Annotated in this window: 11 protein-coding genes; 5 read left to right on the forward strand and 6 right to left on the reverse strand. The window is 66.3% G+C overall.

The genetic code is table 11. From position 1 onward, the window contains the following. Nucleotides 1-37: 37 nt before the first annotated feature. The 3 genes from ACQR07_RS07570 to ACQR07_RS07580 form a co-directional block, all read right to left on the reverse strand. On the reverse strand, nt 38-169 hold the full coding sequence (locus ACQR07_RS07570; RefSeq protein ID WP_434901673.1) for a hypothetical protein: 132 nt from the start codon (nt 167-169) through the stop codon (nt 38-40). Nucleotides 170-258: 89 nt separating this feature from the next. Continuing rightward, a complete protein-coding gene (locus ACQR07_RS07575; protein WP_434901674.1) occupies nt 259-1848 on the reverse strand; it encodes a DHA2 family efflux MFS transporter permease subunit in 1590 nt (529 codons plus the stop codon). 123 nt (nt 1849-1971) lie between these two features. After that, complete coding sequence (locus tag ACQR07_RS07580; protein ID WP_434901675.1) at nt 1972-3282, reverse strand: efflux RND transporter periplasmic adaptor subunit; 1311 nt, start codon at nt 3280-3282, stop codon at nt 1972-1974. Between the two features lie 185 nt (nt 3283-3467). Here ACQR07_RS07580 and ACQR07_RS07585 point away from each other — a divergent pair, with 185 nt between their 5' ends. Next, the gene (locus tag ACQR07_RS07585) at nt 3468-4106 is read left to right on the forward strand and encodes a TetR/AcrR family transcriptional regulator (RefSeq protein WP_434901676.1); all 639 of its coding nucleotides are present in this window, start codon (nt 3468-3470) and stop codon (nt 4104-4106) included. Between the two features lie 1442 nt (nt 4107-5548). On the opposite strand, the gene nikR is transcribed toward ACQR07_RS07585, so the two are convergent. Beyond that, on the reverse strand, nt 5549-6040 hold the full coding sequence (nikR, locus tag ACQR07_RS07590; RefSeq protein WP_434901677.1) for a nickel-responsive transcriptional regulator NikR: 492 nt from the start codon (nt 6038-6040) through the stop codon (nt 5549-5551). Between the two features lie 195 nt (nt 6041-6235). Here nikR and ACQR07_RS07595 point away from each other — a divergent pair, with 195 nt between their 5' ends. After that, the gene (locus tag ACQR07_RS07595) at nt 6236-8578 is read left to right on the forward strand and encodes a TonB-dependent receptor domain-containing protein (RefSeq protein WP_434901774.1); all 2343 of its coding nucleotides are present in this window, start codon (nt 6236-6238) and stop codon (nt 8576-8578) included. A gap of 127 nt (nt 8579-8705) precedes the next feature. Further along, the gene (locus ACQR07_RS07600; RefSeq protein WP_434901678.1) at nt 8706-9320 is read left to right on the forward strand and encodes a class I SAM-dependent methyltransferase; all 615 of its coding nucleotides are present in this window, start codon (nt 8706-8708) and stop codon (nt 9318-9320) included. Here ACQR07_RS07600 and ACQR07_RS07605 read toward each other — a convergent pair whose 3' ends face one another. Together ACQR07_RS07605 and ACQR07_RS07610 are read right to left on the reverse strand one after the other, a co-directional pair. Beyond that, a complete protein-coding gene (locus ACQR07_RS07605) occupies nt 9321-9584 on the reverse strand; it encodes a hypothetical protein (RefSeq protein WP_434901679.1) in 264 nt (87 codons plus the stop codon). Nucleotides 9585-9870: 286 nt separating this feature from the next. Further along, nucleotides 9871-11067: an extensin family protein gene (locus ACQR07_RS07610; RefSeq protein WP_434901680.1), complete on the reverse strand. Its 1197-nt coding sequence runs from the start codon at nt 11065-11067 to the stop codon at nt 9871-9873. A gap of 20 nt (nt 11068-11087) precedes the next feature. Here ACQR07_RS07610 and ACQR07_RS07615 point away from each other — a divergent pair, with 20 nt between their 5' ends. Further along, nucleotides 11088-11342, forward strand: a complete 255-nt coding sequence (locus tag ACQR07_RS07615) for a hypothetical protein (protein WP_434901681.1) — start codon at nt 11088-11090, stop codon at nt 11340-11342. Between the two features lie 128 nt (nt 11343-11470). Then, nucleotides 11471-12256 carry a DUF2147 domain-containing protein gene (locus ACQR07_RS07620; RefSeq protein WP_434901682.1) on the forward strand — a complete coding sequence of 262 codons (786 nt, stop codon included), beginning with the start codon at nt 11471-11473 and terminating at the stop codon, nt 12254-12256. Nucleotides 12257-12304 lie beyond the last annotated feature (48 nt).

Here is a 12304-nt window from a genome sequence, read left to right on the forward strand (position 1 = left end):
CGAATGAACAATCAGGTGGTGGGACGAAAGGCGGCGCTCAAAGCGAGCGGCGGAACACCGGCACTGGCAACGAACGCACGGTGGTCGAAGTCACAGTGGTCGAAGCGAGGCGCGTCGAGAGCGCGAGCATCGAGCGGGTGCAGGCGATCTGCAGATGCGATTCAGTCATGCAAATCTCCCCGGTTCGAGCAACAATCGTCGTTCCATAGCAGCAACGGTATGATTTGGCAACCCGCAGGCCCCCGCGGGCCGCTCACGTCAATGTGCGTCGCCGCCGCCGGCCATCGGCGAGCTCGGCTTGTTCAAGAGCATCACCATGAAGCTGAGCGCGATGTAGAAGCAGGTCAGCATGAAGAACGCGTCGCCATAGCCCATCACGACGGCCTGGCGGTGCACGATCTGCGACAGCTGCTTCATTGCCATCAAGGCGGAGTCGCCCATGCCCTGCAGCTTCTGCTGCAGCATGTTCAGCGTCTCGACCGCGGTGGCATTGCCCCAGTTCACGCGCTCGTGCAGGCGCGAGATGTGCAGGTCGGTGCGATCGTTCAGCACCTGGTTGATGATCGCAAGTCCCACGGCGCCACCGAGGTTGCGCATCAGGTTGAACAGGCCGGAGGCGTTCTTGACGCGGTCCGGCGCCAGCGTGCCCAGCGCAATGTTGTTGGTCGGCACCATCGCGCACATCATGCCGACGCCGCGCAGCACCTGCGGCAGGAACAGCTCCCAGAAGTCGTAGTCTCGGGTGATGCCGGTCATCTGGTAGGAGCCGATCGCGAAAGTCACGAGGCCGAAGGAGATGATCAGGCGCATGTCGACCTTCACCATGAGACGGCCGACCACCGGTGCCATCAGGAACATGGTGACGCCGGACACGAACATCGTCTCGCCGATCATCAGCGCGCTGTAGCCGCGGACCTCGGCGAGGTAGCGCGGATAGATGTAGGTCAATCCGTACAGGCCGATGCCGATGCAGAACTGCAGCAGACTGCCGACGGCGAAATTGCGATCGCCGAACGCGCTGAGATCGACGATCGGCTCCTCGGCCGTCAGCACGCGCCAGAAGAAGCACACCGCCGAGACCGCGCAGACCGCGGCACAGACCGCGACCGAATTGTCCTGCAGCCATTCGTGCAGCGGCCCTTCCTCCAGCACGTATTCGAGCGAGCCGAGGAAGCCGGCCATGAACAAGAGGCCCCACCAGTCGAAGCGGTCGAGCAGCGCCAAGTTGGGCTGGTCGAAATCGACCAGCGCCAGCACGCCGGTGGTGATGATCACGCCGGGTACGATGTTGACGAAAAATAGCCAGTGCCACGACATCGCATCGGTGATGTAGCCGCCGACTGTTGGGCCGACGGTGGGCGCCAGCGTGGCGACGAGGCCGATGATCGGACCGACGATGTGGAATTTGGTGCGCGGAAACACCGTGTAGGCCGAAGCGAACACGGTCGGGATCATGCCTGCGCCCAGGAAGCCTTGCAGCGCGCGCCACACGATCATCTGCTCGATCGAGGAGGCGAAGCCGCACAGGAAGCTGGAGATGGTGAAGCCGGCCGCCGAGATCGCGAACAGCAGCCGCGTGCCGAGCGCGCGCGACAGGAAGCCGGACAGCGGGATCGCGATGACTTCGGCGATCAGATAGGCGGTCTGCACCCAGGAGACTTCGCTGGAGCTCGCCGACAGGCCGGCCTGGATTTCGCTGAGCGACGCGGAGACGATCTGGATGTCCAGGATTGCCATGAACATCCCGAACACCATGATCAGGAACGCGATCAGCCTGCGCGGCGCGATGCGATCCGACGGCGCCGCCGGCGCGCTCATGGTGGGATTGGCTGTGGTGGCGGTGGCCATGGTCTCAGATGTCCGCTTGGGGTCGAGGACCGCGCCGCGTTCCCAGTGCGCTCCCCTCCCCCGCAAGAGGGAGGGAGCTCACTGCCGATGACGCAACAGCAAATGCGATCGCATCAGTTCTAACTACTTCCCCTGCACCATCGCCGGCGCGTCGAGGTCGGAATCGTTGTCGGCATCCTTGGCGCCGTCGGTGGTGTCGACGGTGACGTAGACCGACATGCCGGCGCGCAACAGGTTCTGCCGCGCGACGTCCTTCGGGACGCGGATGCGCACCGGCAGACGCTGCACGATCTTGGTGAAGTTGCCTGTCGCATTGTCCGGCGGCAGCAGGGTGAACACCGAGCCTGCGGCCGGCGAGATGCTGTCGACCACGCCCTTGAAGCCGCGCGCGCCATAGGCGTCGACCTTGATGGTGACCGGCTGGCCCGGACGGATCCGCTTCAGCTGGGTCTCCTTGTAGTTCGCGTCGATGAAGACGTCATCGAGCGGCACGACGTTGCCCAGACGCTGACCGACCGCGACGAAGTCGCCGGTGTTGACGAGACGGTTGGAGAAGGTGCCGTCGACCGGCGCGCGGACGGAGGCGAATTCGAGGTCGCGCTCGGCCTTGGCGAGCGAGGTCTTCAGCTCGGCAAGCTGCGCCTGGGCCTCGGCCTGCTGCGCCTTGGTCACCTCGACATTGTCGCGCGCGGCGTCGAACGCCGCCTGCGCTGCGCGGACCGCGGCCACGCCCTGATCGCGCGCGGCCTCCGACTGCTCGAAGGTCGCATGCGAGGCAAAGCCCTTGCTGCTCAACGCCTGCTGGCGCTCATAGTCGAGCCCGGCGCGCTTCATGGCGGCTTCGGAGGACGTCAAATTGGCCTGCGCCTGCTCGACCGCGCTTTGCTGCGCGGCGATCTGGCGGCCGATCCGCGCGATGGTCGCCTCCTGCGTCGCGATCTTGCTGCGGGCAGCGTCCACGGCGATCTTGTAGTCGCCGTCGTCGATGCGGAAGATCACGTCGCCTTTGTGCACGACCGAGTTGTCGCGCGGCATGATCTCCTGGATGTGGCCGGAGACGCGCGCACCGAGCATGGTGTTGTTGGCGCGGACATAGGAATCGTCGGTCGACACCCTGAAGCGGCCGATCATGACGTAGTGCGTGGCGTAGCCGGCGGCGGCGAGCGCCAGCAGCGCACCGATGCTCGCGAGCACCCGCTTGCGCTTGCCGGATTTGGGAGCCGCGGCCGCTGGCGCCTGAGGCTTCGCTGCAGGCGGAGCGTCGGCCGAGGGGGCCACCGGCAATTCGAGCGGTGCTTCAGTCGTGACGCTGGCCTTGGTCTCGGCCGGTTGGGCTTCAGTCGATTTGCGCTGCGCTGTTTCCTGCGAACGGACTGGCGCTTCTTCAGCGTCCGGCCGGCGTGCCCGCACAGCCTGATCTCTCGCAGCGGCCATCAGAGACTCCCACCCATCAACCCGAGGCGCCCTCGCCCCGCAATTCCGACCGAACCGTTCGGTCAATCCACATCTACCATTGACCGAACCGTTCGGTCAATTTATATATTCGCCACTGCAACATATCCGTGCAGATGCTTTTATGACGTTCGCACCGACCGAATCTTCGGGAACAAGCTGAACCAATGATTGATGCTGCCGACACCACGCCCCCGGTGACGCCAGACGAGGATTCCTCGAAGCGGCGCCAGATCCTCGAAGGCGCCCGCAAGGTCTTCATGGATCTCGGTTTCGACGGCGCCAGCATGGGCGAGATCGCGCGGGTCGCCGGCGTCTCCAAGGGCACGCTCTACGTCTACTTCACCGACAAGTTCCGCCTGTTCGAAGCCATCGTGGAAGAAGAGGCCGTGCACCGCGGCGGTTCGAATTTCAGTTTCGATCCGGCCCGCGATGCCGAGACCGTGCTCAGCGAATTTGGCCATGCCTGGATCGCGGTGGTCTGCCGGCCCGGTGGCGGCTCGGCGATCCGCACCGTCATGGCCATTGCGGAGCGGATGCCGGAGGTCGGACGCCGCTACTACGATTGCGTGATCGAGGGGACCATCGGCCGGCTCGCCGCCTATCTGCAGGCCCGGGTCGATGCCAAGGAGCTCGCGATCGATGACTGCCATCTCGCCGCCTCGCAATTCCAGCTTATGTGCCAGGCGACACTGTTCCTGCCCTTCATCTTCCAGGGAGCGCCTGCGCCCTCGCCCGGTGCGGTCGACAAGGTCGTCGCGAGTGCCGTGCGGATGTTTCTCGCCGCCTACGCCCTCAGGACGTGAGACTTCGCGGCTCGCGCCGAGGCGTGCGGTCATGACGATCGCGGCAAGCTCGATCCGGGACATGCGCTCTCCTTCTCGCGGCAGGTGACGCCCGAGCTTTGCTTTCAGATCACCCTCGTTTCGGTCGGAGGGTGCAGGGAAGGTCGGGCGCTGGCCGCGCCCGTGGCCCGCCTGCTCAAAAAAATGCAGGCGGCAGGAACCACAGGTCTGGCCAGAGACGCCCGGCCTTCCCTGCGCGATGGGCTTACGATTTATACGTACTCTCCCCGGTGTCCGGCTTGTAGCCACCGTCATCGGCGCGATGCTCCGAGCATCGTCGCCAACTTGACGCCAGCTTCGGGGCGCCAGGACCATACGACTTCACCGTCCTGCCGGTCGCGTTCGTCCGCTCGCGATTTCAGCGCGCTGCGCGCCGACAGGCCACCGCTCCCCACCCCCAACGCTCGTGACGACCGCGACACGTCCCTCTTCGATCGAGGCGGGATGCGGAGAGACAATCATGTTTTTCGGAAAAATGGAAGAGGAATTTTTTAGCGCGGGGACTGGACAGGGCAAATCAGGTTGATGTGGTTGAAGAAATCAGTGTCCACGCGCACGCGGTTTCTGGAGTTCGCGAACGTAGCTCCAGCGTCATTGCGAGCGAAGCGACGCAATCCAGGGCGTCACGCGCGGCTCTGGATTGCTGCGTCGCGGAGCCTGTCATCGGGCCGCGCTTTGCGCGGACCCGTTGGCTCCTCGCAATGACGATTGGGCAGGCACCGCGCCACACACGCGCTGTCATCGCGGGCGATCCAGTACGCCGCGGCGAACGTGATAGGGCCGATAGGCCGCGGCGTACTGGATGCCCGCCTGCGCGGGCATGACGGCGGAGGGTGCGGCGGGCCGTCCGCTCCAAACTCAGTGTCATCCCGGTTTGCCCGCGCTGCCACCAAACAAACAGTGTCATCCCGGGCAAGGCCGCCAACGCGAAGCGTTGGTGGACGCTGACCCGGGATCCATACGCCGTGACGAGTGTGGCTAGGCGGGATGGAGCGGCCATCGTGCCTCGAACTCCTCCCTGGGGTTATGGATCCCGGATCGGCGCGCGCGTGCCGCGCGCTTGTCCGGGATGACAGCGCACTTGTAGTTAGCCGCGTCGGCCTCCCAGTGCATGCGCTCCAGCTTGCCAGCGCCGCTCACCACACCAACAGCGTCATCCCGGGCAAGGCCGCCAACGCGAAGCGTTGGTGGGCGCTGACCCGGGATCCATACGCCGTGACGGTCGTGGCTGGGCGGGATGGAGCGGCCAGCGTGCCTCGAACTCCTCCCTGGGGGTATGGATCCCGGATCGGCGCGCGCGTGCCGCGCGCTTGTCCGGGATGACGACGGAGTTTGGGTTGCGGTGTTGGCGTCAACACATAGGCTTTCTGATTTGCAAGGACCGCCCGCCGCAAGCTCCAGTCCTACTTCTTCCCGCTCTTCGTCGTATGGGAATGCGAGTGGCTGTGACTATGCGAATGGCTGTGGCTATGCGCATGCCCATGATCATGCGCCGCCTCGATCGGCATCATCGCGACGTGGCCGTGGCGGACGCCGCGTTCGGCGATGACGTGGTCGGCGAAAGCCTTGACCTCCGCCCGCTCGCCCTTGAGCACGGTGACCTCGAGGCAGCTTTCCTGGTCGATGTGGACGTGCAGGGTCGCCTGCGCCAGGCCGGAATGATCGTGCGCCTCCTGGGTCAGGCGCTTCGGCAGTTCGCGCGCGGCGTGGTCGTAGACGTAGCTGAGCGTCGCGATGCAGGCTCGGCTGTCACTGGCACCGCCATCCATGGTTTCGAGGCCGCTGCGCAGCAGATCGCGAAACGCTTCCGAGCGGTTGTCGTAGCCGCGCCGGGCCATGAAGGCGTCGACCTCGGCCAGCAGATCATCATCGATCGTGATCGTCAGGCGCTGCATGTCTCGTCTCCCATTGCGGCGGCAAGCGCCTAACCACCCGATGAGTATGATGTTTTCACGTTGACATCATACTGGCGTCACCCTAGCGTTCTTAATACTCGACAGTGGGGCGATGAAAGCAAGCTCGACGCGTGCCAACGACGGCGCGTGGCGGATGACGATGCGCGCCCGATGCCGAGATGGGGCTTGGTGGCGATGCGGTGGCGTGGGGCGAGTGTGGCAGTGCTGATGGCGGCTCTGGCGCAGCAGGCGCAAGCGCATCCGGAGCGTCCCCCTGCGGAGTTGCCGACGGTCGACGTCGATGCGCCGAAGCGCACGAGCAAGCCAAAGCCGCACCAAGTCCGGCGCGAGGCGCCGAAGCCGGGCGCGCCAAGACGGATGGCGAATACGGCTCCGGCGCCATCGGCTGACGTGTCCGGGGCACCGAATGTCGGCTCCGGCCCGGCGCGGGCGCAGGGCATGGCCAGCGAGACCACGATCTCGGGCGGGGACATCAACGCCCGCCCCGCGACCCGGCCCGGCGAGGTCCTCGAAGCTGTGCCCGGCCTGGTCGTCACGCAGCACTCCGGCGAAGGCAAAGCCAATCAATATTTCCTGCGCGGCTACAATCTCGACCACGGCACTGACCTCGCGCTTCACGTCGACGACGTGCCGGTCAACATGCGCACCCATGCGCATGGCCAGGGCTATGCCGATCTCAACTGGCTGATGCCGGAGACGATCGGCCGCGTCGACGTCCGCAAGGGCCCCTACTTCGCCGACGAGGGTGACTTCGCCTCAGTGGGCAGCGTGCATATCGGCCTGATCGACAGCGTGCCCAAGGCGATCGCGCAGATGACGGCGGGCAGCTTCGGCTATCGCCGCTTCTTCGGCATGGACTCGGTGCATGTCGGCGACGGTCACCTTCTGATCGCCGGCGAAGCCGGCCGCTATGACGGTCCCTGGACCACGCCCGACGACGCCAGGAAGATCAACGGCCTGATGCGCTATTCGCAGGGCACGGCGACCGATGGGTTCTCGATCACTGGCATGGCCTATGCGAACCGCTGGACCTCGACCGACCAGGTGCCGGAGCGCGCCATCGCGTCGGGCCAGCTCGGCCGCTACGATGCCGTCGATCCAACCGACGGCGGCAAGACCAACCGCTTCGCGCTGTCCGGCCGCATCGCCGGGTCGGACGAGGCCGGCTCGTGGAAGGCCAACGCCTATGTGGTGAAGAGCCAGCTCGACCTCTACAACAACTTCACCTACGCGCTGAACAATCCCACCTATGGCGATCAGTTTCACCAGCACGACGACCGGCTGATGTTAGGCGCCAATGCGTCGCGCACCTTGAACGGCAGCTTCGCCGGCCGCCCGATGGAGACGACATTCGGTGTGCAGACACGCTACGACAACATCGCGCTGGCGCTGAGCAACACACGTCAGCGGGTGTTGCTCTCCGACATCGATCCCGATCCCAGCACCATCGGCGTCGTTCGCGCCGACAAGGTCGGCGAAGGCAGCGTCGGGATCTATGTCGAGAACACCGTGCGCTGGACCGACTGGCTGCGCACCACCGTCGGCTATCGCGGCGACTATTATCAGACCCACGTCTATTCGCTGACCAACGGCAACAACACCGGCGATGCGTCGGCCAGTCTCGGCAGCCCGAAATTCCGCATGGTGCTCGGGCCGTTCTACCAGACCGAATTCTTTCTCGGTGCCGGTTACGGCATGCACAGCAACGATGCTCGCGGCGCGACGACGACCGAAGATCCGGCCGATCCGACCAACAAGCTGACCTCCTCGCCGCTGCTGGTCCGCACCAAGGGCGCAGAGGTCGGCGTACGCACGCGCATCATTCCGGGCCTCGACTCCTCGCTGAGCCTGTTCATGCTCAACCAGGATTCGGAGATCCTGTTCTCCGGCGATGCCGGCGACACCGCGGCGAGCCGGCCGAGCCGGCGCTACGGCTTCGAATTCACCAACCATTATCGTCCGGTGTCGTGGATCGACATCGACGCCGACCTCGCAATGACGCATGCCCGCTTCGTCGGCGAGGACACCGACCAGGCGGCAACCTATGCCCAGCTCGTCGGTCTGGGCGCGCCAGCCGAGGTGCTGCGCGGCAATGCGCCCGGCAACTACATCCCCAACGCGCCGTCCATGATCGCTTCGGCCGGTATCAACCTCGGCGAAAAGACCGGCTGGTTCGGGTCCTTGCGCTGGCGCTATCTCGGCTCCACGCCGCTCACCGAGGACAATTATTTCCGCTCCACCGCGACCAGCGTGTTCAACGGCCGCATCGGCTTCCGCGACGCCAATGGCTGGCGCATCCAGCTCGACGTGCTGAACCTGTTCAACACCAAGGCCAACCAGATTTCCTACGGCTACGGCTCGCTGCTGAAGCTGCCCGCCGACAAGCTCTACAACGATTGCTACGGCAGCGCGCCGGCGGGGCTGCCGGCCCAGGTCTGCCAGGCCGGCGTGATGGACCGCGTCCTGCACCCGATCGAGCCGCTGACGTTCCGGGTGACGGTGGCAGGGACGTTCTGAAGCAGGCCGCACTCGCGACCACGCAATGGTTTCCTCCCTCTTGCGATCAGGAGTTGACCACCGCCTCAGGAAGAGTTCGGGCACGTCGCGTGCTATGATGTGCGCCTCTCCTCGGGATAAAGAAACCATGTCCGACCGCACCGCCCATTGGCAGACCGTCTACGCCACCAAGGCAGAGACCGAGGTCAGCTGGTATCAGGACGATCCGGCCACGTCGCTCCGGCTGATCCGGGAGGCCGGTGCCGGACCTTCGTCGCGCATCATCGACATTGGCGGCGGCGCTTCGCGATTGGTCGATGCGCTGCTTGCGGCCGGATACCGCGCGCTCACGGTGCTGGACCTTTCCGAGGCGGCGCTGGCCGCCGCGCGTCATCGGCTGGGCGCGGCCGCAACTGCGGTCGACTGGATCACAGCCGACGTGACGTCGTGGATGCCACACGCGAGCTACGACGTCTGGCACGACCGTGCCGCGTTCCACTTCCTCACCGAGGCCAATGATCGTGCCGCCTACGTCGCGCGGCTGCGCTCAGCCGTCGCACCCGGCGGTGCCGTGATCATCGGCACGTTTGCACCCGACGGTCCGGAGAAGTGCAGCGGGCTGCCGGTGGTGCGCTACGATGCAGCCGGCCTCGCCGCAACGTTCGGTGATGCCTTCTTACTTCAGGACAGCTGCACCGAGGCGCATCGCACGCCATGGGGCTCAGTGCAGCAGTTCCAGTTCTGCCGGTTTCGCACCCGCTAGTCAGCAGCACAACGGCGGGCCATCCGTCACGATCGCGATATCGTAGTCCGTGACATCGTCGCACGCGGCATTCTCCGCAGCGGCCGCCTGCTCGCTCTCCGGCGGCACCCGCCAGGGGATCGGCTTCGGCGGCATTTGCTCCAGCCGGTGCGCGTCGGCGACGGCGCGGCGGGCGGTTTTCAAGGATCGGCACACCAGCACGGCATGCTCCTCCGAGCTCACCTCGAAGCCCGCGCCAATCGCCTTGATGCGATACGATGCCATCTCCGCCTCTCCCACTCCGGCAGCAACCAGAACCCCGCGTGCCTTGTTCCTGGTGACTGTGGCAGGTCTAGTGTCGGCCAATGGCGGACGGCAAAGCTGGTAAACGAAGTTTTAACGCGCGCGTCGCGCTGGCGGCCGTTGCGTTCCGGCGCGGGACAGGACGCACTCTTCACTACATCTTGAGGGAGAGAAATCCACAGCTGCGCACAGGCACGAGTGACTGGCGAGCAGCGAGTGGATGCATCCTCATCCCGATTCGCTACTCGCCATTCGCTATTCGCTCTTCTCAATAATCCCGGTACTCGTCTTCCTCGTCGATCAACTGGCCGATCGACTTGGCCGGCTTGCGGGACGCAATCGAGCTGGTCACGTCGGGCTCGCGCCGGCCATAGCCGTAGCGGCGCTGCTGGGCGCGGGCGGCCACGGTTTCGCCGGACTGCGCAGCCGGCTGGCAGATCAGCCGGCGGCTGGCGCGGCGCATCAGGTCCACGTGGATGTGGTCGTAGTGATAGACGTTGGAGCCGGGCGCCAGCACGGTGGTGAACTGCTGGCAGGCGCCGCCCTGGACGTCGCGCAGAAAGCCCTGCTCTTCCGGCAATCCGATCCAGCCGTCCTTGACGGTGATGCGGCGGCCGTCGGCCAGGGTGAACGCGGCGATATCGAGCGCATTGCCGAACGCGTGCTCGGAAATGTGCGCGCTCGGATTGCCGTTCATGCCGCGGCAGGAATAGGCCGAGATCTGTTTGATCTCGACGACCTTGGTGCCGAACCAGCGCTGCGCCGCCGGCTGCACCGACTCCGCGAGCCAATGGTCGAGCGCCGAGACGATCGGACAGGCGAGCGTGGCGGTCGGCTTCACCGCGACCGGGCCGACACTGCCGACCGGATCGCGTGAAGGTCCGAGCCGCGGCGGCGTGTCCGGCGGCGGATAGGCCGCGCGCGGCGCGACGGGCTGGCTGCGATAAAGCGAGCCGGGAGAGGACGGATCGGGCGGCAGCGCGACGTCGTCCTCATCCGCGGGGGGCTCGAGCTGCAGCGGCGCGCCAGGCGCGCCATAGGACGGCGGCGGTGACGCCGGGCCCGGATAGGCCGCGCGCGATGATGAATAGGCGGTCTGCGGCTGTGCGACCGGTGGCGGATAGGATGGCGCGGGGTAAGACTGCGGCTGCCGGTTGACCGGCCAGCGCGGCTGGCCGCCGATCGCCGCAGGCGGGCGCAGGCTCTCGTCGGCGAAGCCGTAGCTCGCGGCGGCCTCGCCGAGCGCGGCCACCTTCAGCGGATAGTCTGCGCCGCACATGCCGGGCCCGGAGATCGGCTCGATGCGGACGATGTCCGCGCCCTCCTTCACCGCACCGGATTTCAGGCAGGCGATCTCGGCCTCGGCCCGCCACGGCTCGCGCTCCTGGAAAAATCCACGGCCGCACCCCGCAAGCGAAACAAGGACGATGGAGCCGACGAGATACAAACGAACTCCGCGCGTCATCTGCGGAGGTTTGCGGCAATTTGCTTAAGGACCTGTCAATGCCGTCTGTTGACGGCGCAGAAACCATCGCAGCAGCGGATCACCCCGACCGCGATGGAAGCGGCAGCCGCGCTGCCTTTTCTGCCGCGCGCAATCGCCTATCATCATCGCGCGCTGCACAGCGCAGGTGGTGTGAAAACGGGAGCCGTGTCATGATCCCTGCAGGTCGGCTGAGCATGGTGGCGGCCTATGCCGCGTTCGCCTTCGTCGGCGCGATCGTGGTCGGACTGCTCTGAGACTGCGTCACACGCGAACTTGATCGGCGGAGCGCGCTCCAGCTGCGAGCGTGACCTGCATCACGGAAGCGGGACGGCCGACGCGACTAGGGTTCCCTCAGGTTCACGACGCTCGAGGGAGCTCCAACATGAAGACCATCTTTCTGGCCGCAGCCGCCATTCTGGTCGCGAGCAGCGCCGCGCACGCCGGCAGCTCGATCGCCTTCAACTTCGACGGCCACAAGATCCGCGTCACCGTGCCGCGCAACTGTCAGTCGCTGTCCTGCCTGCAGGTCTCCGGCGTCGATCTCAGCGGCCTGACGTCCAAGCTCGACGACGACGATCCGCCGGCGACCAGCGCAGCGGCGTCGGCGCCGCCGGCCGCCGTGCCTCCGGCCGCAGCTCCCGCGGCTGCGCCGCCCGCGCCCGTCGCGGCCGCCCCGGCCGTCACGCCGCCGGCGCCGGCCGTGACCGCACCGGCTGTCTCCAGCACGACGGTGCAGATGCCGGTGCCGCCGGCACCGATCACGGCCACCGCGCCGGTGGACCCACAGCCCGTCGCGGCCGCGCCAGCTGCCGCTGCGGCACCGGCCCCGACCACGATGGCCGCTGCACCCGCCGCTCAGCCGGCTCCGGCGCCGGCCGCAGATCCCAATTCGCCGCTCGGCCTCTGGGCCACCGAAGGCGGCAAGGGCAACGTCGTGATCGAGCCGTGCGGCGCCAACATCTGCGGCTTTGCCGAGAAGACGCGCGAGAAGATCCTGATCAACATGAAGCCGAAGGACAGCAAGTGGGTCGGCCGCATCCATGATCCGGACGGCGGCGGCAACTACGACTCCACGATCGTGCTGAAGAACGCCACCACCTTGCGGGTGCAGGGCTGCGCCTTCGGCGGCCTGTTCTGCGGCGGCCAGACTTGGAAGCGCGTCGGCTGACGCCGACCTGGAAACGCGTCGGCTGACGCCGACCTGGAAACGCGTCGG

The sequence above is a fragment of the Bradyrhizobium sp. HKCCYLS20291 genome (assembly GCF_051167715.1).
In the GTDB taxonomy this organism is placed as follows: domain Bacteria; phylum Pseudomonadota; class Alphaproteobacteria; order Rhizobiales; family Xanthobacteraceae; genus Bradyrhizobium.

Coding starts and splice junctions, on each gene's coding strand:
- ACQR07_RS07580 (WP_434901675.1), bottom strand. CDS start 3,282: ATGGCCGCTGCGAGAGATCAGGCTGTGCGGGCACGCCGGCCGGACGCT.
- nikR (WP_434901677.1), bottom strand. CDS start 6,040: ATGCAGCGCCTGACGATCACGATCGATGATGATCTGCTGGCCGAGGTC.
- ACQR07_RS07605 (WP_434901679.1), bottom strand. CDS start 9,584: ATGGCATCGTATCGCATCAAGGCGATTGGCGCGGGCTTCGAGGTGAGC.
- ACQR07_RS07610 (WP_434901680.1), bottom strand. CDS start 11,067: ATGACGCGCGGAGTTCGTTTGTATCTCGTCGGCTCCATCGTCCTTGTT.
- ACQR07_RS07575 (WP_434901674.1), bottom strand. CDS start 1,848: ATGGCCACCGCCACCACAGCCAATCCCACCATGAGCGCGCCGGCGGCG.
- ACQR07_RS07585 (WP_434901676.1), top strand. CDS start 3,468: ATGATTGATGCTGCCGACACCACGCCCCCGGTGACGCCAGACGAGGAT.
- ACQR07_RS07600 (WP_434901678.1), top strand. CDS start 8,706: ATGTCCGACCGCACCGCCCATTGGCAGACCGTCTACGCCACCAAGGCA.
- ACQR07_RS07595 (WP_434901774.1), top strand. CDS start 6,236: ATGCGGTGGCGTGGGGCGAGTGTGGCAGTGCTGATGGCGGCTCTGGCG.
- ACQR07_RS07620 (WP_434901682.1), top strand. CDS start 11,471: ATGAAGACCATCTTTCTGGCCGCAGCCGCCATTCTGGTCGCGAGCAGC.
- ACQR07_RS07570 (WP_434901673.1), bottom strand. CDS start 169: ATGACTGAATCGCATCTGCAGATCGCCTGCACCCGCTCGATGCTCGCG.